Source organism: Streptomyces sp. NPDC030840, assembly GCF_055572015.1.
In genome coordinates this window covers 12,232-33,806 of sequence record NZ_JBVIEE010000041.1, presented here as the reverse complement: position 1 = coordinate 33,806, position 21,575 = coordinate 12,232, and the positions used below count along the sequence as shown (strand labels likewise).

Below are 21,575 nucleotides of genomic sequence, written 5' to 3'. Positions count from 1 at the left end.
CGGGAACCTTGTGCTCGGTGCCGCCGTGGCGGGCGGCCTTGGGAGTATGGTTCCGGCTGCTCGCCGGGGACGCTCGCGGCCTCACTCCTGGGACTCGTCGACGTTCGCCAGGTCGCGTGGGTTGACCCTTGTCGTGCTGGGGAGCCTGTCCGCGTTGAGGATTCTGCAGGTCGGCGGTGTGGTCACGCGGCGCAGGCGAGGGTGCGTGGCGAGTCCACGCGGCAGGAAGCCCCGGCGCTCGCGGTGCAGGGCGCAGTTCAGGGCGCACATCAGCGGGTTGGTCGCCAGCCGCCCCAGGTCCTGCTTGGCGGCGAGCTGATCCGGCAGAAGGCGGATGAGCGCGGGTGGGAGGTCATCGCTCTTGAGGTGATGCCCGACCATGTACACCTCTTCGTCAAGCACGATCCGAAGTCCTCGGCCTCGTACGTGGCGAACCAGTTCAAGGGCTTCACCTCCCACGTCCTGCGCGCGGAGTTCCCGCACCTCAAGAGCCGCATGCCCACGCTGTGGTCGTCGTCGTACTTCGCCGCGTCGGTTGGCGCGGTGTCGGCGGCCACGGTGGCGAAGTACATCAACACCCAGTGGGAACGCCCCTGGAAGAAGGACAAGGAGGGACGGCCTTGATGCGGGCGTACAAGTTCCTCCTTCGCCCAACGGCAGGTCAGCAAGCCGCGTTGCGGGCGATGCTGGCCGACCACTGTTCGCTCTGCAACGGGGCGTTGCAGGAGCGTCGGGACGCCTACCGGCACAGCTCGAAGACCTCGGTCCAGTACGGGGATCAGTCCGGCCAGCTCAAAGCGATCCGGGCGTTCGACCCGGAGCGTCAGGGTTGATGGTCGTTCTCCAGCCAGCAGGCCACGCTCAGGCGGCTGGACAAGGCGTTCCAAGCCTTCTTCAAGCGGGTGAAGGCCGGTCAGAGGCCCGGGTACCCCAGGTTCAAGGGCGTCGGGCACTTCGACACCGTCACCTTCCCCAAGGACGGCGACGGCTGCCGCTGGGACTCCACCCCGCACGACCGGCAGACCCGCGTCCGCTTTCAAGGTGTCGGGCACGTCCGTGTGCACCAGCACCGGCCCGTGCAGGGCCGCGTCAAGACGATCTCGGTAAAGCGGGAGGGGAACCGCTGGTACGTCGTCCTCGCCTGCGACAACGTGCCCGCCGAGGAACTGCCGCCTACGGGCGCGATCATCGGCATCGACATGGGCGTCGCCCACTTCCTGACCACTTCCGGCAGCGAGCACGTCGCCAACCCGCGCTTCCTACAGGCGATGGCCGAGGAACTGGCCGAAGCGCAGCAGCACCTCGCGAGGTTCCCCAAACGAACTCGGCAACGCACCAAGCGCCACCGCGCGGCGGCCCGAAAGGTCGCCAAGCTGTACGGCAAGATCCGGCGGCAGCGCGCCGGCTGAACACGGCGGGCATGACCAAGAGCCCCGCCCCCAAGCCCGACCCCGACCAGCCCGGCGGCTTCCTGCCCAACGGCGCTGCCGCGAAGGCCGGGCTCAACCGCAGCATCCTCGATGCGGGTTGGGCGCAGTTCCTCGGAATCCTGGCGAACAAGGCTGAGAGTGCCGGTCGCCTCGTGGTCCCGGTGGACGCGCGCAACACCTCCCGCACGTGCCCCGAGTGCGGGCACGTCGCGCAGGAGAACCGCGTCACCCAAGCGAACTTCGAATGAGCCGTGAACCGGTCCCGTCAGCGTAGTGCCCGTCACATTCCGGGGTCGCCCGATCTTGTGGGCCGGTGACATGCGGCATAGGGCGTACGTCACTTACTAGGCGAGCTAGTGGGAAAGGACATGGCGGATTGACCGTATTCAGGTCATTTGAGCTGCCGTGGTTTGCGGGTGTGGTTGCGGGCATTTGGCCGCGAGGTGATTGTGGAGCATTTGTGCGACATATGGGCGTTTTGCGAGTGGATAACTACCTTTCGTCGTAGTTCACGGGTTTTGGGGCTGGCGGGAGTCGGGGTTACCAAGGGATGGCCCACCCGGTGATGTCCGCGTCCTGGAGGGCTCCCTGTCCCCGCTCCTGTGAGGTACCCCCATGTCGAAGCGTGTCCGCTCCACCCGTTCCCGTACGTCCCTGCTCCGTCTGCGCACCGCCGTGGTGGTCGCCGGGCTGGGAGCCTCGGTCGTCGGGGGAGCCGGGATAGCGGCCGCCGCCGACAGCGGTACGCCGGCCGCCGCCAAGAAGGCGGCCTCGTGGGTCGCCCCCGTCAAGGGCTACAAGCTCTCCGCCGGCTACGCGCAGGCCGGCAAGATGTGGAACTCCACCCACAGCGGCCAGGACTTCGCCGTGAAGAGCGGTACGACGGTCGTCGCCACGCACGGCGGGACGGTCGTCAAGGCGGGCGGCAACGGCGCCGGTGACGGTCCGGCGTACGGCAACGCCGTCGTCATCAACCACGGCGACGGGACGTTCTCCCAGTACGCCCACCTGTCGCACGTCGACGTGAAGGTGGGTCAGGTCGTCAAGACCGGGCAGCGCATCGCGCTCTCCGGCAACACCGGCAACTCCAGCGGTCCGCACCTGCACTTCGAGGTCCGTACGACCGCCAACTACGGGTCCGCCGTCGACCCGGTCTCCTTCCTGCGGGCCAAGGGCGTCGGCCTCTGACCCGGCGTCCCCGCGGCCGGCGTGCCGGACCGGTCGGGCTCACACGTCGCGGGCGCCTCCGTGCGCCTGCGTCACCAGGTCGATCGCGACCTCCAGGGCTGCCTTGCGCTTCTCCTCGGGGTCGCCTTCGACGTCCCTGAGGGCGATGATCCCCGCGTGCATCGTGAAGAGGGCGCTCACGCAGCGGATCTGGTCGATCAGCGGAACGTCCGGCTCCTTGAGGATGTCCATCATCATCAGCATGCGGTCCTTGAACGACTCGCCGACGCTCAACTCCCGTACGGTCGCCTGGTTCTCGTGCATGAACCGCATGAGCGGCGCCGCGGCCGACAGGGCCTCGCTGTAGCGGCGGAGGACCTCCTGCTTGGTGGCCAGGCCGTGCGGCTGCCCCTTCGCCCACTCGATCAGCTCGTCGATCGGACGGGTCATGTCCTCGAACAGGCTGATGAGGATGTCTTCCTTGGTCTTGAAGTGGTAGTAGAGGGCGGCCTTGGTGACAGCGAGGCGCTCCGCGATCTCGCGCAGCGACGTCTTCTCGTACCCCTGCTCGGCGAAGAGCTCCAGGGCCACGTCCTGGATGCGCTGGCGGGTGTCCCCGCGGCGCTGCTGCCTGGTGCCGCCCGTACCGCCCGTGCCCTCGGTGCCGCCCACGACCTCGCCGCCCATCGTCGTCCTACTCCTCGCGCTCCCGAGCACTTCCGACGGCCCTCGTCGGTCAAGCCATTGGAAACTTACTTGACGCCCGGCTAGTTACGCGCCTACTTTCCTTCAGTGTAGTCAACTAGCCGGGCGGCAAGTAAGTGCCAGGGGGCACAGCGGAAGCCACTGCGCGGAAGGTCAGTGCATGGCTGAGCGGTCGTGACCGGCGGCAGCACCTAGGGGAGTGGGGACGATGGCGGAAGCGGCTGTGGACACGGAGAAGGCCGGGGGCGGTGAACAACCGAGGAGCGTACGGGTCGTCCTGCTCGCGCTCATGATCGCGATGCTGCTCGCGATGCTCGACAACATGATCATCGGGACGGCCATGCCGACGATCGTCGGTGAACTGGGCGGACTCGAGCACCTGTCGTGGGTCGTCACCGCGTACACCCTCGCCACCGCCGCCTCCACCCCGATCTGGGGCAAGGTCGGCGACATGTACGGGCGCAAGGGCGCCTTCCTCACCTCCATCGTGGTCTTCCTGATCGGATCGGCGCTCAGCGGCATGGCCCAGGACATGGGGCAGCTGATCGGCTTCCGGGCCGTTCAGGGGCTCGGCGCCGGCGGGCTCATGGTCGGGGTCATGGCGATCATCGGCGATCTGATACCCCCGCGGGAGCGGGGCAAGTACCAGGGGATGATGGCCGGCGTCATGGCGTTCGCCATGATCCTGGGCCCGCTGGTGGGCGGCACGATCACCGACCACTGGGGATGGCGCTGGTCGTTCTACATCAACCTGCCGCTGGGCGTGGTCGCGCTGATCGCCGTCACCGCCGTCCTGCACCTGCCGAAGAAGTCCGTGGACCGTTCGTGGCGGCGCATCGACTTCCTCGGGGCCGCGCTGCTGACCGTGGGCATCACGTCGATCGTGCTCGTCACCACGTGGGGTGGGACCGAGTACGCGTGGGACTCGTCCGTGATCATGGAGCTGGCCGCGATCGGAGTGGTCGCGCTCGTGGGCTTCGTGTTCTGGGAGACCAAGGCGGCGGAGCCGGTGATGCCCCTGCACATCTTCAGGAGCCGGAACTTCTCGCTCATGTCGGCGATCGGCTTCATCACCGGATTCGTGATGTTCGGGGCGGTGCTGTTCCTGCCGCTGTTCCAGCAGTCGGTGCAGGGCGCGTCCGCGACGAACTCCGGTCTGCTGCTGCTGCCGATGCTGGGTGCGATGCTCGCCGTGTCGATGGTCGCGGGGCGGGTCACCACGGGGACCGGGAAGTACAAGGTGTTCCCGGTGGTCGGCAGCGTGCTGATGACCGTGGGGCTCTTCCTGCTCGCGCAGATGGACACGGGGACGTCCCGGCTGACGTCCGGGCTCTTCATGGCCGTGCTCGGGGCTGGCATGGGCTGCCTGATGCAGATCACCATGCTGGTGGCGCAGAACAGCGTCGAGATGAAGGACATGGGTGTCGCCTCGTCGTCGACGACCCTGTTCCGGACGCTCGGGTCGTCGTTCGGCGTCGCGATCATGGGTGCGCTGTTCAACAACCGGGTGCAGGACGTGATGGCGGAGCGGGCCGGGGACCTCGGGTCCCAGGTGACCGAGCAGTCGGCGCAGCTGGACGCGGCGAGCCTGGCGAAGCTGCCGGAGGTCGCGCGGGAGGCGTACCAGCATGCTGTGGCCGCGGGGACGCACTCCGCGTTCCTGCTGGGGGCCGCGGTGGCTGTGCTGGCGTTCGTGGCGGCCCTGTTCGTGAAGGAGGTGCCGCTCAGGGGGGCGGGGGCTCCGAAGGCGGACGAGGGAGCGGAGGGATCTGAGGGCCCGGCCGGGGACGGTGCGGGGGTCAAGGCGGTGGCTGAGGCGATGTGAGGGGGCGAGCGCGTCCGGGGTGCGGGTGCGGGTGCGGGTGCGTGGGGGTGCGCGTAGGGTTCTCGCCCCCGCCGCCCCTACCCATTCCCGTCCCCTGGGGGCTGTCGCCCCCAGACCCCCGTGGTGGTGTGGCGGGGTGGGTTGGCTGCTGGTTGGCTGTGGCAGGTCGCGCGGTTCCTCGCGCCCCTACGATCGGGGCGTGGACAGGCTGAGGCAGCTCCGGGTGGCGAAGGACGTGATGGACCGCGAGTGGGCGGACCCCGGCCTCGACCTGGACGCCGTGGCGGCGAGCGCCGGGTACTCGCGGTACCACTTCATCCGGGCCTTCAAGGAGGCCTACGGGGAGACGCCCGGCCAGTACCTCACACACCGCCGTATCGACCGCGCGGAGGACCTTCTGCGCACCGCGAACCTGTCCGTGACGGAGATATGCCATCTGGTCGGGTTCAGCAGCCTCGGGACCTTCTCCACGAGGTTCAAGGCGTGGACGGGACTCACACCGAGCGAGTACAGAGCGAAGCACGTGGGCCGCGGCGCCGCCCTGATACCGGGGTGCTACGCGATGCTGTGGGCCGGCGGGTGGCGGGCCAAGCCCGGAGAGAGCGGTGGCGGGCAGGGCGACGGCGGGCAGGGCGGCGGTCGAAGCAGCAATTCCGGAGAAGCGGGCTGACGTGAGCTCCGCCTAGCGTGGCAGTGCAGTACAGAGCAGAGCAGGGCGGGCACGGACCGCACCACGTCATTCCGTACGAGCAGGAGCACGCCATGATCAAGGGACTCGCCATCTCGACCGTCTGGGTCCTCGACCAGGACCGGGCCAAGGAGTTCTACACGCAGAAGCTGGGCCTGGAGGTGCGGACCGACATGACGATGGGCGACGGCGGCATGCGCTGGCTCACCGTCGGCGTGCCGGACCAGCCCGACGTCGAGCTGACCCTGATGGTGCCCGGACCGCCCGCCATGGACCCGGAGTCCGGGGAGATGATCAGGAAGCTGGTCGCGAAGGGGGCCCTGGGGGCGGGCGTCCTCACCACGGACGACATCCACGGGGACTACAAGCGGCTGAAGGAGCGGGGCGTGGAGTTCCTCCAGGAGCCCCAGGAGCGGCCGTACGGGACCGAGGCCCTGTTCCGTGACGACTCGGGGAACTGGTTCTCCTTCACCCAGCGCCGTGAGGGCGGCCTTGACCTCGACAAGGAGTGGGCGACCGGCTGACCCGGCCGCCCACTCCGCCCGGCACCTTCGGTCACGGCAGCATCGGGTAGCTGCCCGTGTTCGTCGGGGCGTGCTCGGGCAGCCACAGCACCGCCACCGCCCCCTCGGCGGGCACGTCCTCGGGCACTCCGGCCGGGCGTACGTTGCGGAAGGTCAGACGGGCACCGAGCACCCGGGCCTGGCCGGCCGCGATGGTCAGGCCCAGGCCGTGGCCCTGGCCCGCGCGGTCGGAGGCGCCGGTACGGAAGCGGCGCGGGCCCTCGGCCAGCAGGTCCTCCGGGAAACCGGGGCCGTGGTCACGGACGCGGATCACACGGCCCTCGACCGTGACCTCGATCGGCGGCCTGCCGTGCTTCGCGGCGTTGGCCAGCAGGTTGAACAGGACACGTTCGAGGCGGCGCGGGTCGGTCGTGACCTCCGACTCGTGGACGACCCGTACCGCGATGTCCGCGTCCTTCGCGGCGACGCGGCGCGCCACGAACTCGCCCAGCATGATGTCCTGCAGCTCGGCCCGCTCGGAGGCGCCGTCGAGCCGGGCCACCTCCAGGACGTCCTCCACGAGTGTGCGCATCGCCTGGGCACGGTCGCGGACCAGCTCCGAGGGGCGCCCGGGAGGCAGGAGTTCCGCCGCCGTCAGGAGGCCCGTGACCGGGGTGCGCAGCTCGTGCGCGATGTCCGCCGTCACCCTTCGCTCGGCCTCTATGCGCTGCTGGAGCGCGTCCGCCATCGCGTCCACGGCCCGCGCGAGGTCGTCGGTCTCGTCGCGTACGACTCCGCCGATCGCGTCCCTGACCCGTACGTCGCTCTCGCCCTTGGCGACCTGGTTCGCCGCCGCCGCGGCCTTGCGCAGCCGACGGGACATCTGGCCGCCGATGAGGACGCCGAGCGCGCAGCCGCCGAACACGACCGCGATCGAGCCGATGACCAGGGCCTGGTCCAGGTCCTCCATGATGTCCGCGCTGCGGTCGGTGAACCGGGTGTTGAGCGACAGCACCCTGCCGTCCTTCAGCGGCACCGCGGCCCAAATGTCGGGCACGCCGTTCGGGCCGTCGGCGACGTACGTGGCGCGCCGGCCCTCAGAGACCTTCGCCAGCAGGTCACGCGGGATCGCGGGGTCGTCGACCTGCACCCCGAACGCGCCCGGGTTCTGCTGGCGTCCCGACTCGTACATGCGCTGGGCGACCTGGATGCGCTCGTCCGCCAGGTCGCGGGCGTTGTCCAGCATCGACACGCGGGCCGCGTTGTGCACGACCAGGCTCAGTGCGAGCGCCACCAGCGCGCCGACCATCGCGATCGCCGCGCTCAGCTTCCAGCGCAGCCCGGTGCGCAGCCCGGAGCCCCTACGCGTCAGCCGTCTCACCATGCCTCCGGCCACTCGTCCCACGGGGCCTCCCACCAGTGGTTCCGCGGAGCCTTCGGCCGACGGCCCCGCCGGGTTTCCTGTCCGCCGTTCCTCTGGGCCTCCGGCTGACCGTCCTGCGGGGCCTCCCACCAGTGGTTCCGCGGAGCCTTCGGCCGAGGGTCCCGCCGGGTTTCCTGTCCGCCGTTCCTCTGGGCCTCCGGCTGACCGTCCTGCGGGGCCTCCTACCAGTGGTTGCGCGGGGCCTCCGGCCGAGGGTCCCGACTGGTTTCCCGCCGGCCGTTCCACCGGGCCTCCCGTCGGTCGTGTCCGGGCCTGCGCTGCTCGTTCCGCCAGGCCTTCCGCCGGTCCTCCCGGCACGTGCTCCGTCGGTCGGTCACCCGGCCGTTCCGTCGCTCGTCCGGCCGGACGAGCGTCCTCCGGTCGTTCGTAAGTCCCCCGCATACCGCTGTTACCCCTGCTCAGGCCTTGAGTTTGTAGCCGAAGCCGCGGACCGTCTCGATGCGGTCCTGGCCGATCTTCGTCCGCAGCCGCTGCACATGGACGTCCACGACCCGGGTGTCGCCGCCCCAGCCGTAGTCCCACACGCGTTCGAGCAGCTTGTCACGGGACAGGACCGTGCCGGGCGCCGCGGAGAACTCCAGCAGCAGCCGCATCTCGGTCGGCGTCAACGCCACCGGCTGCCCGGACCGCCGTACCTCCATGCCCTCCGTGTCGACCTCCAGCTCGCCGAAGGAGAGAACGCCGCCGACCGCGCCGCCACCGTGGCCCTCTCCCTTCGCCGCGCCGCCGTTCGCGTGCCCGAACCGGCGCAGGACCGCACGGATGCGCGCGACCAGCACGGCGCCGTCGAACGGCTTGGTCACGTAGTCGTCCGCGCCCGCTTCCAGGCCGAGGACGACATCGATGGAGTCGGCGCGGGCCGACAGCATGATCACGGGAACGGTCGACTCGTCCCGGATGCGCCGGCAGAGACTGACCCCGTCCAGACCCGGAACCATCACGTCCAGCAGCGCGATGTCGGGGCGGTGGGCGCGGAACGCCTCCAGGCCCGACAACCCGTCGGGCATGGCGGTGACCGCGAAGCCGTCCCGCTCCAGCGCGAGCTGGGTGGCCTCGCGGATGACGTCGTCGTCCTCGACGAACAGGACGTGGGTCTGCTCTGCCATCCGTGCTCTCAGTCGCTCTCTGTCGGCGTCAGGGTCGGGTCCGGTGGTGCCGCGTGGTGCCGCGTGTCTGACGGGTGTACCTGGTCGGCCGGTGGGCCGGCGTGCCGTGTGCCGGCCCTGTCACTTGCCCGGGACCGGCTCAGGGGTGTCCGTGTCGCCCACCGCGTTGCTGTAGTCATTGTGTGTGCGGGACTCTTCCGCGAACCGGTTCCTGCTCCAGCGATAGGTGATCACTTCCTCGCTGGACGGGAACTCCACCGGGTCGCCCTTGGCGTACAGCTGCTGGGTCACCACCAGCTCCCCCCGGTCGATCTCCGCGTACACCGGGGGCTCCTCGGCCCGGAAGACGTTCTCGTATCCGCTGCGCCGCTCGCGGAACACGTACGAGGCGACACCGACCGCGTCCCCGCAGGTCATCACGTTCACCACGATGTCGTTGGCCGACTGGCCGGTCAGCTTGCCGTACGACACGTCGACCGGGTACTCGTCGGCCACGCACGGCTGGAGATCCCGCTTGACCTGTTTGCTGACCTTCGGGTCCGCCTTGACCAGTTCGACCACCCTGGCCATGCTCTCGCGGTCCTCGGTGGGCCCGGCGGCGACGGAGGCGGCACCCGGCGCCAGGGAGTCGCTGCCCGCGGGGCCCTCGTCCCGGGCACCGGTGCCGCCGGTGCCGCAGGCGGCGACGAAAAGCCCGAGGGCGGCGATCAGGGCTCCTGCCGTGATCACCGCCTTCAGGGCCTGGCCGGGGTTGTCCGGCCCCGACCGGTTGCTCAGGCCGCGCAACGCTCCCGCTCCTCACGCTCGAGCGCGCGGGCGCCCAGGTCGCGGTTCTCCAGCTCCTCGCGGAGCCGGGCCAGCGCCCGGTGCAGCGTGCTCTTGACCGTTCCGGCCGACATGCCCAGGGCCGCGGCCGTCTCCTCCGTGGACATCTGCTCCCAGTGTCGCAGGACTACGACGCTGCGTTGCTTGGGAGCGAGCACCTTCATCACATCCATCAGCAGGGCGCGGTCCGCGTGCTGCTCGGTGGAGTCGTCGACGCAGGCGTCCGGGAGCTGCTCGGTGGGCACCTCCTCCAGCTTGCGGGCGCGCCACCACTCGGTCCGGGTGTTGATCATCACGCGGCGGAGGTAGGCGTCCGCGAGCCGCTTGTCCGCTATGCCGTCCCAGCGGCCGTACGTCCGTGCGAGCGCCGTCTGCAGCAGGTCCTGTGCGTCGACCGGGTCCGGAACCAGCCGGCGGGCGCTGCGCAGCAGCGCGTCCTGCCGAGTGCGGACGTACTCCTCGAATTCGAGCACCTCGCCCTGCGCCATTCCAACCGCCTCCGTTCCCCGTGTCCCGGCCGGTGTCCTGTGCGCGGCCGGTAGCTCTCGCTGGTCGCCGCACGGCTGTTCGTGCGGTACGCCAATGAAGCTACGGAGCGGTTGTCACGGGGCTGTCCGAGAGAGCCTGCGGAGAACGCTCGGCTGTCCGTCGGTTGTGTAACGGAAGTAGGGGCGAGTTAAAGAGCGGGGCTCTTAGGTCTGCTTATGGGGGGTTTTGACAGGTGGTGAATGTGTGTCGGTGAGCGGGGAGCTGTGAGACGGCTGAGGGCGGAACACGCGCCGACGGGGCCGTGCGCGTCCGCGGCGGCGTGACCGATCGCGTCCGCGGGCGCGTGACCGTGCGCGGCCACGCCCCCGCGGACGCGCACGGGGCGGGCGCCGCCGTCACGGGTGATGGTCGTCAAGGGCGATGGTCGTTACGGGCGCTCGCCTTTACTGGGACGCGGGGCGGTCACGCCCTCCGCGACTGGGGCGATCAGCGCGATCAGCGCCATCACCCCGGTCAGGTCAGCGGCAGGCGGTACAGGCCGCCCGGCAGGGGCTCCACCAGGCCGTCGGAGACCAGGCCGTCGAGGGCGCGGGCGCGCTGCACCGGCTCGTCCCAGACGCGGTCCAGAACGGCCTGCGGTACGGGCGTGACGGCTTCCCGCAGTACGGCGAGGAGCTTGCCGCGGACCTGACGGTCGGTGCCGGCGTACGTCTGGCCACGGCGGGCCGGGCCGTTGTGGGCGGGCTTCCCGGCGAGCCGCCACGCGCACTGCGCGGCGATCGGGCAGTGGTGGCACGCCTCGTTCTTCGCCGTGCACACCAGGGCGCCCAACTCCATGGAGGCGGCGGCCCATCGGGAGGCGGTGCGCTCGTCCTCGGGCAGCAGTTCGCGGGCGAGCCTGCGCTCGGCGGCGGTCGTCGCGTTGGGCGGGTACTGCACGCCGGTGACCGCGCGGGCGAGGACGCGGCGGACGTTGGTGTCGAGGACGGCGTGCCGCTGCCCGTACGCGAAGGACGCCACCGCGGCGGCCGTGTACTCCCCGATGCCGGGGAGCGCGAGCAACTGCGCGTGCTCCGTGGGGACGTCACCGCCGTGCCGTTCCGCTATGGCGACCGCGGCGCCGTGCAGGCGCAGGGCGCGGCGCGGGTAGCCGAGGCGGCCCCAGGCGCGTACGGCTTCTCCCGGCGCCTCCTTGGCGAGGTCGGCGGGGCGGGGCCACCGGGCCAGCCACTGCTCGTAGACGGGCAGGACGCGGCTGACGGGGGTCTGCTGCAGCATGAACTCACTGACCATCACCCCCCAGGGCCCGGCCTCGGGCCGCCGCCACGGCAGGTCGCGGGCGTGTGCGTCGAACCAGTCGATGACCGGCTCGTGGAGGGTGCCTCGGGCGGGCGTCGGTGTCGTGGGGGTGGGAACGCTCGGGGTGTGCGTGGGTGCAGTCATGGCACTTCGATCCTGCCATGCGGCGGTGGCGGAGTGTGGGTATCGGGTCGCGGTGGGTGGGTCGTGTACGGCAGGGGCGCGTACGAGGAGGGCATGGCGGCCCTTCCGTGGGCCGGCCGGCCACCCGCGAGTCGCCCGGCCGGGACGATGATCCGGAGAAAGTCAGGATGATGATCCGAGAAAGTAGTGCCGGGGCGGCGGGGTGGGGCGGGACAAGTGGCGGATCTCTCGTAAGGTTTGCGGCGTGGGATCTTTGCGCAATCCGGTCGGGCCGCTTCCCTCCTCCATCTACTGGCGACGGAGGGCCGTTCTGCTGACCGTCGTCGCCCTGTTGGCGCTTCTTGTCGCCTGGGTCCTGACCAGTGGCGGGGGGAACGGCAAGGGCGGTGCGGACGGGGCCGACGGCAAGAACCCGACGAACTCGATCACGCCGGGGCCCGGCAGTTCGGGGCCCGCGATCAGCGAAGCCCCCGGCGGACGCGACGAGTCGCCCGGCGGTGACACCTCGGGGTCCGGCTCTGGTTCGGGTTCCGGTGACGGCTCGGGTGACGGCTCGGGCTCGGGCGACACCGTCGGCGGGTCCGGGACGGGCAGTGGGTCGAGCAGCGGCTCCGACGGCGTCGGCAGCGGCACGGGCGATGAGGGCGGCACCTCCGGCGAGCAGGTTCCGGCCGGGTCGAGCCTGCCCAACTGCACCGCTGGCGCGGTCAAGTTGACGGTCCGCAGCGTCAAGAACACCTACGAGCCCGGCGAGAAGCCCACGATCAAGCTGATCGCCCGGAACTCCTCCGGTAGTGACTGCAAGGTCGATCTCGGGCCGAAGGAGGCGGTGGTGACGGTCACTCAGGCCGACAGCGACGACGAGTTCTGGTCCTCCGCCGACTGCCCCAAGGGCGCGGGCAGCCTCCTGTTCCGGGTCCCCGCCGGAGGCAGCGCCGCCTACAGCGTCGCGTGGGACCGCGAGCCGAGTGCGCCCAAGTGCGCGACGCCCTCCGGGGGTTCGGCTCCCGCGGGCACCTACCTGGTGGAGGCGAAGGCTCCGGGGCTGGCGAAGGCGCAGACGTCGTTCGTGCTGGCGAAGGACTGAGCTTCGGCGGAGTGCTGAAGGGGGAGTGTGGGAGGGGGGGGAGCGTTGGAGGGGCTGGAGGCGGTGACGGCCCAGGAGTTGTTCGCCCCCCGCATCAAAAACACGGGCTGGATGGTGCGGGGCCGCGCCGCGCAAGGGGCGCGGGGAACTGCGCGACCAGCCCCACCCACTCGCACGCGACCCACCCATCCCGGACACCTCTCACAGGGGCATGGGGCGCAGCCCTCATGGGGCGCCCCACGCTCAGGGCGCCGGCAAAACACGCAGGGCACCCGCACGCGCGGTTCAGCCGTCGGCTAGACGTACCGTTCGAGGATCGACGACTCCGCCAGCCGTGACAGACCCTCACGTACGCTGCGGGCCCGCGCCTCGCCGACGCCGTCGACCGTCTGGAGGTCGTCCACGCTCGCCGCGAGCAGCTTCTGGAGGCCACCGAAGTGCTCGACCAGGCGGTCGATGATCGCGCCGGGCAGCCTCGGCACCTTGGCCAGCAGCCGGAAGCCGCGCGGCGACACGGCGGAGTCCATGCCCTCGGGGGAGCCGGTGTAGCCCAACGCCTTGGCCACCGTGGGCAGTTCGAGCAGCTCCGCGTGAGTGAGCGCGTCGAGCTCGGCGAGCGCCTCGTCGACCGTACGGGAACGCTTGGCCGTCGGCTCGGGCACGTAGTCCCGGACCACCAGCTCGCGCTCCGGCTCCACGCCCGCGATCAACTCGTCCAGCTGGAGGGCGAGAAGACGTCCGTCCGTGCCGAGCTCCACCACGTACTCGGCGATCTCCGTGGCGATCCTGCGCACCATCTCCAGCCGCTGCGCCACCGCCGAGACGTCCCGGACCGTCACGAGGTCCTCGATCTCCAGGGCGGAGAGCGTGCCCGCGACCTCGTCCAGGCGGAGCTTGTACCGCTCCAGGGTCGCGAGGGCCTGGTTGGCGCGGGAGAGGATCGCCGCCGAGTCCTCCAGGACGCGGCGCTGCCCGTCGACGTACAGCGCGATCAGCCGCATCGACTGGGAGACCGAGACGACGGGGAAACCCACCTGCCGGGAGACGCGGTCCGCCGTGCGGTGGCGGGTGCCCGTCTCCTCCGTCGGGATGGCCGGGTCGGGCACCAGCTGCACGCCGGCCCGCAGGATCTTCGACAGGTCCGAGGAGACCACGATTCCGCCGTCGAGCTTGCACAGCTCCCTCAGGCGCGTCGCCGTGAACTCGACGTCCAGGACGAAGCCGCCGGTGCACAGCGGCTCGACGGTCTTGTCGAAGCCGAGCACGATGAGCCCGCCGGTGTTGCCGCGGAGCACCCGCTCCAGGCCGTCGCGCATCGCCGTACCCGGTGCCACAGCGCTCAGTGAGGCGCGCATCAGACCATCGGAACCGGCACTCCCACCGGACTTTCCGGGAGCTGCCACCCGGTCGTTGGCTGCCACTGCACTCCTCCGGTCGCAGGTTCTGGGGCGCTCCCGTTTCGCACACTCGGTTCGTACGGACGGGCGGGACCTGGGCAAAGTCTACCGGCGCTCCTCCGCCTCCCGTGGGGCCTCTCGGCGACGGGAGCGCGGAAGGACCCTGAGCGCGTCTCCCATGTCGGCCACTTCCAGGACCTTCATGCCGGGCGGAACCTTGCCCGGATCACCCGGTACGAGGGCGTGTGTGAAGCCGAGGCGGTGGGCTTCGGCGAGGCGGCGCTGGACGCCCGTGACGCGTCTCACCTCGCCCGCGAGGCCCACCTCGCCGATCGCGACCAGGTTCTTGGGCAGCGGGGTGTCACTCGCCGCCGACGCCAGCGCGAGCGCGATCGCGAGGTCCGCGGCAGGCTCCGAGAGCTTCACGCCGCCGACCGTCGCGGAGTAGATGTCCCGCTTGCCCAGGGCACTGATCCGCCCGCGCTGCTCCAGGACGGCCAGCATCATCGAGACACGGGACGTCTCCAGGCCGGAGGTCGTACGGCGTGGGGAGGGGATCTGCGAGTCGACCGTGAGCGCCTGCACCTCGGCCACCAGCGGGCGGCGGCCCTCCAGCGTCACGGTGAGGCACGTGCCGGGTACCGGTTCGTCGCGCCGGGTCAGGAACAGGCCGCTCGGGTCCGCGAGCCCCGTGATGCCCTCGTCGTGCAGCTCGAAGCAGCCCACCTCGTCCGTCGCCCCGTAGCGGTTCTTGACGCCCCGCACGAGGCGCAGGCGCGCGTGCCGGTCGCCCTCGAAGTGGAGGACCACGTCCACGAGGTGCTCCAGCAGACGCGGGCCCGCGATGGCGCCGTCCTTCGTGACGTGGCCCACGAGGAGGGTGGCCATGCCGCGCTCCTTGGAGGCCCGGATGAGGGCCCCGGCGACCTCGCGGACCTGGGCCATGCCGCCGGGGGCGCCGTCGATCTCCGGGGACGCGACGGTCTGCACCGAGTCGAGGATCAGCAGGGACGGCTTCACCGCGTCCAGGTGGCCGAGCACGGCGGCCAGATCGGTCTCCGCCGCGAGGTACAGGTCGTCGTGGATGGCGTTGATGCGGTCGGCGCGCAGCCGGACCTGGCTCGCCGACTCCTCGCCCGTGACGTACAGCGTGCGGTGGTCGCCGCTCGCCGCCTTGGCCGCCACGTCCAGCAGCAGCGTGGACTTGCCCACCCCTGGCTCGCCCGCGAGCAGGACGACGGCGCCCGGGACGAGACCACCGCCGAGGACACGGTCCAGCTCCGGCACACCTGTGGAGCGGGCGGTGGCCTGCCGCCCGTCCACCTGGCCGATCGGCACCGCGGACGTGGTGACGCGACCCGGTGTCGTCGTACGGACCGCGGGCGCGCCGTACTCCTCGACCGTGCCCCACGCCTGGCACTCGGGGCAGCGGCCGAGCCACTTGGCCGTCTGCCAGCCGCACTCGGTGCAGCGGTAGGACGGTCGGTCCTTGGTGGTCTTGGTACGGGCAGCCATGCGGGAAACCGTAACGGAGCGCACTGACAGTGTGTCCGGCGGTTCACTGGGGACTGCGCCCCCAGACCCCGCTTCCCCGCTCCTGCCTCGTGATGTCGTATGTCAGCTGCCGGTCCGCTGTGGCTGGTCGCGCAGTTCCCCGCGCCCTAGGGGGCGCGCCAGCGCCCGACCGTCAGCTCCGCCGGGCTGTACGGCACGTACGCCGCACCGTCCAGGCCCAGCTCGAGCGCCTCCCTCTGCAGCGCGCCCGGTGTCGCCGACGCGCCCCACCGCCCCGTGGCCACGCGCTGCTCGACCGCCCGCAGGGCGGCGACCGTCTCGGCGGTCGTGAACGCGCAGTGGCCCTGGCGCTCGACGTACGCCTGCCGCAGCAGTGCCCCGTCGCCGGACGCGCGCACCCGGTCGGCGAACCGGTTCTCCTGCTCGACCGGCACCAGGTTGTCGGCCGTGGTGTGGATGTCCAGCAGGGGTACGGCCAGGCCCTGCCCGGCGGACGAGGTGCGCTCCGCGGTTCGGACGGCGGCCGGGTCCGCGGTGATCGCGGCGCCCTCGGTGAGGGTCCTGAGGTCGGCCCGCAGGTCAAGGCCGGCCTCGCGGTACAACGCCCCGACCAGCCTGGCGTGCGTCGAACCGGCCAGCACGCGCGCGTAGTCGACGCCCTTGTTCCAGGAGTTGTTGCCGCCGACGGCCTGCTCGATCTCGTACCGGCCGTTCTCGACGAACGAGAGGATGCCCTGCGCGAACCACTCGTACTGCTGCGCCTGCTGCCCCGTCCAGTCGCCGGGCGCGGGCCGTTCCTTGCCGGGTGCCCAGGCGGGCAGGTTGAGGAAGGCGGCGGCGAGCGCGATCCGGGCCCGGCCCTCGGGGGTGCGCTGGGCGTCGGTGACCGCGGCGGTGAGCTGCCGGGCGGTGGCGGCCGCCTCGGCCTGGGAACCGAAGCCGACCAGCTTCACCGGTGTCTCCGGCAGCAGCAGGCGGGCGATCGTGTACTCGGCGTCGAGCTGGTAGTTCTCCAGGTCGTTGGCCCCGGCGACGAGACCGCACAGGCCGAGGGCGCCGTCGATGCGGCCGGCGGGGTCGCGGGCCAGCTGGGCGTTGACGAGCCCGCCCATGGACTGGCCCATGGAGAACGTGCGCTCCGGCTCGCCGATCTTCTCGGTGACGGCGTCGAGGGTGGCGAGCTGGTCGCGGCGCGCGCTCTCCAGGGCCCACAGGGAGCGGCTCGTGTCGTAGGAGGAACCGGCGAGCGCGTACCCCTCTTCGAGGAGGCGGACGCGTACGGCCTCGGAGGGGGCGTTCTGGGCCACGGTGATGCCGAAGCCGTGGCTGAACAGGATCAGGCGGCCGTTCCAGTCCTCGGGGACGTCGGCGATCCAGGTGGCGCCGTCGGGGAGGGTGCCGGTGAGCCGCTCGGTGGCTGTGGCGGCCGTCCGGGGCGCGGCGGGCGCCGCGGCGGTGGCCGACAGGGAGAGGGCGGCGGTGGCGGCCAGGGCGACGAGCGTGCGCAGGGGCGTGCGGGATGCCGCGCGGGATGCGGTGCGGGGACGTAAGGCCATGACGGGGGGCCTCCTGTGCGGGGGGAGACGGTGGGGGGGGGAGGGAGCGGTGCCCGGGGTCTTCGGTACGTCAGGCCCTCCGGAATGTAGGGCCAATTTCTGATCACGGTCAATGGAGTGCGCAACATCAGGCCACATGGCCCCGCTGCCCCGCGTTCCGTCCCGCCCGACCGGTTGTGACCAGCGGAATCACTGGAATCAGGCGCTCCTGTCCCCTTATGAGGGATCGTTTCACCCGTATGGATTAAATGTGCGCAAGGAGGAAGAGGGGGCCGTCGCCCGCCGCATACGGTCCCATGGGTGATGAGCAGCAGCCCGGAGACCAGCACCCGCACCGCCGGCGCGCACCGAACGCACCGCGAGGCGCGCGACACGCACGGCGAGACGCGCGAAACGCGCCGCGAAGCGCGCGACCGGGCGGCCGCGCGCACGCGGACCCAGCGCCCGCCCACGCGCCACGAGCCGTACCTGGACGGCCTGTTCACCTACTGCCTGTCCGTCCTGTGCGACCACGACACGGCGACCGCGGCCCTGGCCGACGCCCTCGCCCTCGCCGAGCGCCGCCGGGGCCCCGATGCCCCGGGCGACCACCGGGCCTGGCTGTACGCGCTGGCCCGCTGGGCATGTCTGCGCAAGCTGGCCGAGGCCAAGCAGAAACGTCAGGGCACGCATGCCTCCGGCCGCCACGGCACCGACGGACAGCGCGCCCAGAAGCCCGCCCCCGCCGTCTCCGAGGAGCTCCAGGAACAGCGGCGGCGTGAACTCTCCCTGCTCGCCTGGCCCGAGGCCGCGGGTACGACACCCGAGCAGCGCGAGGCCCTCGAACTCGCCGTACGCCACCACCTCGCCGCCCACGAGGTCGCCGCCGTCCTCGGCCTCGCCCCCGCAGCCGCACGCGAGCTGCTCGCCTCCGCCGCCTGCGAGGTGGAACGCACCCGCGCGGCCCTCGCCGTCGTCGAGACCGGCGCCTGCCCGAGCGTGGCCCGGCTCACCGGCGACCACCAGCTCGTCCTCAGTGCCACCCTGCGCCGTGAACTCGTCCGGCACGTCGACGACTGCCCCCACTGCCGCCGCACGGCCGAGCGCGCCACCCCCGGCCGCTGGCCCGGCACCAGCGTCACGCCCGCCGCGCTCCCCGTCCTGGAAGCCCCCCGCGCCGCCCTGCACTCGGCGACGGCCCACCTCACGCGCGCGCGTGGCGGCGCCCCGCGCTTCGACCGGCGCGGCTTCCCCATGGACCCCAGGGACCGCGCGGCCCGCCGAGACCGCCTGCGCGCGCGTGCCCTCACGACGACCGTCGTCGCCACAGTCGTCGCCGCCCCCGTCCTCGCACTGTGGGCCGCCTACCGGGGGGCGCCCCCGGCCGGTGAGGGCCTCGACGGCCACTCCGCCACCGCGCGCGAGGCCCACGGCCCCGCCGGACTCGCCGGTGAGGAGGCGGGCGAGTACGAGAACGCCGGCAACGCCAGCGCCAAGCCGGACACCCGCTACGACAGGACGGGCAAGCACGCCTCCGACGTCTCCGTGGAGGTCGTCAGCACCCCCGGCCGGAGCTCCGGCACACTCCGGGTGAAGGCCGCGGGCCGAGGCGACACCACGCTCATCACCCTCACCGCGTCCGGGAACTCGCCGGTCCGCTGGTCCGCGCACACGGCCCAGGACTGGCTCTACTTCAGCCGGTCCTCGGGCACCCTCGCGCCCGGCGAGTCGCTGACGATCAAGGTGTACGTCGACCCTCTGCGGGAGCCCTCCGGGTACTGGAGCGCGAGGGTGTCCCTGGCGCCCGCCGGGGCCGTCGTCCTCATCGAGGGATACGGCAACGCCCCGCTGCCCGGCGACCCACGGCCCACCTCACCCGGACCGGCGCCGAGCAGTCCGCCTTCGACGCCCACGCCCGACCCCACGTCGAGTGACCCGGGGCCCGCCGATCCGACACCGACGCCGACCTCGTCGGATCCGGGCACCCCGGACCCCGGAGGGCCCACCCCCGAGCCGACGGAGAGTGGCGAACCGACTCCCTCGGAGGGATAGCCGGGGGGCGACGGCCGGGTTGCTGTGGTCTGCGGGCTGCCGGTCGTATGTGGCTGGTCGCGCCCACGCGGCGGAGCCGCATGATCGACACAGCCCCGCGCCCCTCACGGGGCGCGCGCCGCTCAGCCCAGCGGGTCGGCCGGGTCGGCCGGATGCGGCGCCACCAGCGGCAGCCGCGACGCCAGGCGCTCCTCGCACAGCTCGACCAGGCGGTCGTACCCCGCCTTGCCCATCAGTTCGATCAGCTCGGGGCGGTACGAGACGTACACCGGCTCGCCCGCGCCGTGCGCCGAGGTCGCCGACGTGCACCACCAGTGCAGGTCGTGCCCGCCCGGGCCCCAGCCGCGCCGGTCGTACTCGCCGATGGAGACCTGGAGCACCCGCGTGTCGTCGGGCCGGTCGATCCACTCGTACGTCCGCCGGACCGGCAGCTGCCAGCACACGTCCGGCTTGGTCTCCAGGGGCTCACGGCCCTCCTTGAGCGCCAGGATGTGCAGCGAGCAACCCGCGCCGCCCGGGAAACCCGGCCGGTTCTGGAAGATGCACGAGCCCTGGTACGGGCGGGTCTGCCGGTCCCCGTCCTCGTCCTCCGAGACCCAGCCGGTCTTCGTGCCCACGTCATGGTGCTGCCAGATCTCCGGTGTGAGCCTTGCCACATGCCCGGCGACCCGTTTCTCGTCGTCCTCGTCCGAGAAGTGCGCGCCCAGCGTGCAGCAGCCGTCGTCCGCGCGGCCTGCCTGGATGCCCTGGCAGCCGCTGCCGAAGATGCAGTTCCAGCGGGAGGTCAGCCAGGTCAGATCGCAGCGGAAGACCTGCTCGTCGTCCGCCGGATCAGGGAACTCCACCCACGCGCGCGCGAAATCGAGCCCCTTCTCGTCGGGCTCCGGGACACCCTTCCCCGGCTTCGTGGACCTGGCGTGCTTCGCCTGCGAAGAACCCGTGGCGGATTGGGCTGCCTTGTCGTTCTTCGCCTTTTTCGTCTTTGGCACGCGTCCAGAGTAAGACCCCGGGAACGACGGCAGGGACTGCGCGGGCTTCCGCTGGCAGTAGCGTTCTCGTCCATGAGACTCGGTGTCCTCGACGTGGGTTCGAACACGGTGCATCTGCTGGTCGTGGATGCGCACCCAGGCGCGCGCCCGCTGCCCGCGCACTCGCACAAGGCGGAGCTGCGGCTCGCGCAGCTCCTCGACGACAGCGGGGCGATCGGCCCCGAGGGCGTGGAGAGCCTGATCGGCGTCGTCCAGGACGCGCTGCAGGCCGCCGAGGACAAGGGCGTCGAGTCCGTGCTGCCGTTCGCCACGTCCGCCGTGCGCGAGGCCAGCAACGCGGACGACGTCCTCACGCGAGTCCGCCAGGAGACGGGCGTCGAGCTGACCGTCCTGACCGGCGAGGAGGAGGCCCGCCTGACCTTCCTGGCCGCCCGCCGCTGGTTCGGCTGGTCGGCGGGCAAGCTGCTGGTCCTGGACATCGGCGGCGGTTCCCTGGAGGTCGCCTACGGCATGGACGAGGAGCCGGACGCCGCGGTGTCGCTGCCGCTCGGCGCGGGCCGGCTGACGGCCGGCTGGCTGCCGGGGGACCCGCCCGACCCGGAGGACATACGAGCCCTGCGCCGCCACGTGCGGGCGGAGATCGCCCGTACGGTGGGGGAGTTCAGCCGCTTCGGCGCACCCGACCACGTGGTCGCCACGTCGAAGACCTTCAAGCAACTGGCCCGGCTGGCCGGCGCCGCCCGCTCCGCCGAAGGCCTCTACGTCCAGCGCGAGCTGAAGCGGGGGTCCCTGGAGACCTGGGTGCCGAAGCTCGCCGGAATGACCGCCGCCCAGCGCGCGGAACTCCCCGGAGTCTCCGAGGGCCGCGCAGGCCAGCTCCTCGCCGGCGCCCTGGTCGCCGAGGGCGCCATGGACCTCTTCGGCGTCGACAACCTGGAGATCTGCCCCTGGGCCCTCCGCGAGGGCGTCATCCTCCGCCGCCTGGACCAGATGAGTTCGTCGTAGGGCCCCGGAGCCGGGACAGCGCCCCGACAGGGGCGCAGCCCCAAAAGGGGCGCGGGGCTGTGACATCGTGCGGCTCCGCCGCGTGGGCGCGCTCAACCTCAGCGAACCGGCACTCGCCCACGGCGAGAACCGCCCTGAAAGGGGCGCGGGGAACTGCGCGACAGGCCTCAGTGAACCCGCACCCGCCCACGGCGAGAAGCACCCTGAAAGGGGCGCGGGGGACTGCGCGACAGGCCTCAGTGAACCGGCACTCGCCCACGGTGAGAACCGCCTTGAAAGGGGCGCGGGGGACTGCGCGACAGGCCTCAGTGAACCGGCACTCGCCCACGGTGAGAACCGCCTTGAAAGGGGCGCGGGGGACTGCGCGACA

The 21,575-nt window shown here is 71.7% G+C and carries 17 protein-coding genes and 3 pseudogenes; 9 read left to right on the top strand and 11 right to left on the bottom strand.

Annotation, left to right across the window (positions count from 1 at the left end):
- Positions 1 to 81 precede the first annotated feature (81 nt).
- Positions 82 to 381, bottom strand: coding sequence for a hypothetical protein (locus ACZ49J_RS44705; protein WP_467457455.1), 300 nt, complete (start codon positions 379 to 381; stop codon positions 82 to 84).
- Here ACZ49J_RS44705 and tnpA point away from each other — a divergent pair.
- From tnpA to ACZ49J_RS44690, 3 genes and pseudogenes are all read left to right on the top strand, one after another.
- A pseudogene (gene tnpA, locus ACZ49J_RS44700) lies at positions 313 to 624 on the top strand (IS200/IS605 family transposase); the annotation flags it as partial. The gene ACZ49J_RS44705 and the pseudogene tnpA sit on opposite strands and share 69 nt — an antisense overlap.
- Positions 621 to 1,675 (top strand): annotated as a pseudogene (locus tag ACZ49J_RS44695) (RNA-guided endonuclease InsQ/TnpB family protein); the annotation flags it as partial. The pseudogenes tnpA and ACZ49J_RS44695, both read left to right, overlap by 4 nt.
- A gap of 370 nt (positions 1,676 to 2,045) precedes the next feature.
- The gene (locus ACZ49J_RS44690) at positions 2,046 to 2,618 is read left to right on the top strand and encodes a M23 family metallopeptidase (protein ID WP_467457425.1); all 573 of its coding nucleotides are present in this window, start codon (positions 2,046 to 2,048) and stop codon (positions 2,616 to 2,618) included.
- 39 nt (positions 2,619 to 2,657) lie between these two features.
- Here the strand turns inward: ACZ49J_RS44690 and ACZ49J_RS44685 are convergent, their stop codons facing one another.
- Positions 2,658 to 3,284, bottom strand: a complete 627-nt coding sequence (locus tag ACZ49J_RS44685; protein WP_467457423.1) for a TetR/AcrR family transcriptional regulator — start codon at positions 3,282 to 3,284, stop codon at positions 2,658 to 2,660.
- A gap of 226 nt (positions 3,285 to 3,510) precedes the next feature.
- On the opposite strand from ACZ49J_RS44685, the gene ACZ49J_RS44680 reads away from it, so the two are divergent.
- From ACZ49J_RS44680 to ACZ49J_RS44670, 3 genes are all read left to right on the top strand, one after another.
- The gene (locus ACZ49J_RS44680) at positions 3,511 to 5,127 is read left to right on the top strand and encodes an MDR family MFS transporter (RefSeq protein ID WP_467457422.1); all 1,617 of its coding nucleotides are present in this window, start codon (positions 3,511 to 3,513) and stop codon (positions 5,125 to 5,127) included.
- Between the two features lie 238 nt (positions 5,128 to 5,365).
- Positions 5,366 to 5,797, top strand: coding sequence for a helix-turn-helix transcriptional regulator (locus tag ACZ49J_RS44675; RefSeq protein ID WP_467457453.1), 432 nt, complete (start codon positions 5,366 to 5,368; stop codon positions 5,795 to 5,797).
- A gap of 92 nt (positions 5,798 to 5,889) precedes the next feature.
- Complete coding sequence (locus ACZ49J_RS44670; protein ID WP_467457452.1) at positions 5,890 to 6,339, top strand: VOC family protein; 450 nt, start codon at positions 5,890 to 5,892, stop codon at positions 6,337 to 6,339.
- Between the two features lie 34 nt (positions 6,340 to 6,373).
- On the opposite strand, the pseudogene cseC reads toward ACZ49J_RS44670, so the two are convergent.
- The 5 genes and pseudogenes from cseC to ACZ49J_RS44645 all read right to left on the bottom strand — a co-directional run.
- Positions 6,374 to 7,831 (bottom strand): annotated as a pseudogene (gene cseC / locus ACZ49J_RS44665) (two-component system sensor histidine kinase CseC); the annotation flags it as partial.
- A gap of 329 nt (positions 7,832 to 8,160) precedes the next feature.
- Entirely contained in the window at positions 8,161 to 8,868 is a 708-nt protein-coding gene (gene cseB, locus ACZ49J_RS44660; RefSeq protein ID WP_467457421.1) for a two-component system response regulator CseB, read from the bottom strand.
- A 120-nt stretch (positions 8,869 to 8,988) separates the two neighbouring features.
- Positions 8,989 to 9,654, bottom strand: a complete 666-nt coding sequence (locus tag ACZ49J_RS44655) for a hypothetical protein (RefSeq protein WP_467457419.1) — start codon at positions 9,652 to 9,654, stop codon at positions 8,989 to 8,991.
- Positions 9,642 to 10,181, bottom strand: a complete 540-nt coding sequence (locus tag ACZ49J_RS44650; protein WP_467457417.1) for a SigE family RNA polymerase sigma factor — start codon at positions 10,179 to 10,181, stop codon at positions 9,642 to 9,644. Before ACZ49J_RS44650 ends, ACZ49J_RS44655 begins: the two co-directional genes overlap by 13 nt.
- Positions 10,182 to 10,695: 514 nt before the next feature.
- Positions 10,696 to 11,625: an HhH-GPD family protein gene (locus ACZ49J_RS44645; protein ID WP_467457416.1), complete on the bottom strand. Its 930-nt coding sequence runs from the start codon at positions 11,623 to 11,625 to the stop codon at positions 10,696 to 10,698.
- Between the two features lie 244 nt (positions 11,626 to 11,869).
- On the opposite strand from ACZ49J_RS44645, the gene ACZ49J_RS44640 reads away from it, so the two are divergent.
- Positions 11,870 to 12,712 carry a hypothetical protein gene (locus ACZ49J_RS44640; protein WP_467457414.1) on the top strand — a complete coding sequence of 281 codons (843 nt, stop codon included), beginning with the start codon at positions 11,870 to 11,872 and terminating at the stop codon, positions 12,710 to 12,712.
- A 296-nt stretch (positions 12,713 to 13,008) separates the two neighbouring features.
- Here ACZ49J_RS44640 and disA read toward each other — a convergent pair whose 3' ends face one another.
- From disA to ACZ49J_RS44625, 3 genes are all read right to left on the bottom strand, one after another.
- A complete protein-coding gene (disA, locus tag ACZ49J_RS44635; RefSeq protein WP_467457413.1) occupies positions 13,009 to 14,133 on the bottom strand; it encodes a DNA integrity scanning diadenylate cyclase DisA in 1,125 nt (374 codons plus the stop codon).
- Between the two features lie 81 nt (positions 14,134 to 14,214).
- Positions 14,215 to 15,624, bottom strand: a complete 1,410-nt coding sequence (radA, locus tag ACZ49J_RS44630; protein ID WP_467457411.1) for a DNA repair protein RadA — start codon at positions 15,622 to 15,624, stop codon at positions 14,215 to 14,217.
- Positions 15,625 to 15,770: 146 nt separating this feature from the next.
- Entirely contained in the window at positions 15,771 to 17,180 is a 1,410-nt protein-coding gene (locus ACZ49J_RS44625; protein ID WP_467457409.1) for a DUF6351 family protein, read from the bottom strand.
- Positions 17,181 to 17,483: 303 nt separating this feature from the next.
- On the opposite strand from ACZ49J_RS44625, the gene ACZ49J_RS44620 reads away from it, so the two are divergent.
- Positions 17,484 to 19,211, top strand: a complete 1,728-nt coding sequence (locus ACZ49J_RS44620) for a BACON domain-containing protein (RefSeq protein ID WP_467457407.1) — start codon at positions 17,484 to 17,486, stop codon at positions 19,209 to 19,211.
- Between the two features lie 122 nt (positions 19,212 to 19,333).
- On the opposite strand, the gene ACZ49J_RS44615 is transcribed toward ACZ49J_RS44620, so the two are convergent.
- Positions 19,334 to 20,200: a DUF3109 family protein gene (locus ACZ49J_RS44615; protein WP_467457405.1), complete on the bottom strand. Its 867-nt coding sequence runs from the start codon at positions 20,198 to 20,200 to the stop codon at positions 19,334 to 19,336.
- Between the two features lie 72 nt (positions 20,201 to 20,272).
- Between ACZ49J_RS44615 and ACZ49J_RS44610 the strand changes: the two genes are divergently transcribed.
- Positions 20,273 to 21,205: a Ppx/GppA family phosphatase gene (locus tag ACZ49J_RS44610; protein WP_467457404.1), complete on the top strand. Its 933-nt coding sequence runs from the start codon at positions 20,273 to 20,275 to the stop codon at positions 21,203 to 21,205.
- The last annotated feature ends 370 nt before the right edge of the window (positions 21,206 to 21,575 follow it).

Excerpts from the sequence above, each read along its gene's own strand:
- ACZ49J_RS44705 (WP_467457455.1), bottom strand. The coding sequence starts at position 381 with ATGGTCGGGCATCACCTCAAGAGCGATGACCTCCCACCCGCGCTCATC.
- ACZ49J_RS44670 (WP_467457452.1), top strand. The coding sequence starts at position 5,890 with ATGATCAAGGGACTCGCCATCTCGACCGTCTGGGTCCTCGACCAGGAC.
- ACZ49J_RS44625 (WP_467457409.1), bottom strand. The coding sequence starts at position 17,180 with ATGGCCTTACGTCCCCGCACCGCATCCCGCGCGGCATCCCGCACGCCC.
- ACZ49J_RS44645 (WP_467457416.1), bottom strand. The coding sequence starts at position 11,625 with ATGACTGCACCCACGCACACCCCGAGCGTTCCCACCCCCACGACACCG.
- ACZ49J_RS44675 (WP_467457453.1), top strand. The coding sequence starts at position 5,366 with ATGGACCGCGAGTGGGCGGACCCCGGCCTCGACCTGGACGCCGTGGCG.
- ACZ49J_RS44680 (WP_467457422.1), top strand. The coding sequence starts at position 3,511 with ATGGCGGAAGCGGCTGTGGACACGGAGAAGGCCGGGGGCGGTGAACAA.
- ACZ49J_RS44685 (WP_467457423.1), bottom strand. The coding sequence starts at position 3,284 with ATGGGCGGCGAGGTCGTGGGCGGCACCGAGGGCACGGGCGGTACGGGC.
- cseB (WP_467457421.1), bottom strand. The coding sequence starts at position 8,868 with ATGGCAGAGCAGACCCACGTCCTGTTCGTCGAGGACGACGACGTCATC.
- ACZ49J_RS44620 (WP_467457407.1), top strand. The coding sequence starts at position 17,484 with ATGAGCAGCAGCCCGGAGACCAGCACCCGCACCGCCGGCGCGCACCGA.
- radA (WP_467457411.1), bottom strand. The coding sequence starts at position 15,624 with ATGGCTGCCCGTACCAAGACCACCAAGGACCGACCGTCCTACCGCTGC.
- ACZ49J_RS44650 (WP_467457417.1), bottom strand. The coding sequence starts at position 10,181 with ATGGCGCAGGGCGAGGTGCTCGAATTCGAGGAGTACGTCCGCACTCGG.
- ACZ49J_RS44690 (WP_467457425.1), top strand. The coding sequence starts at position 2,046 with ATGTCGAAGCGTGTCCGCTCCACCCGTTCCCGTACGTCCCTGCTCCGT.
- ACZ49J_RS44610 (WP_467457404.1), top strand. The coding sequence starts at position 20,273 with ATGAGACTCGGTGTCCTCGACGTGGGTTCGAACACGGTGCATCTGCTG.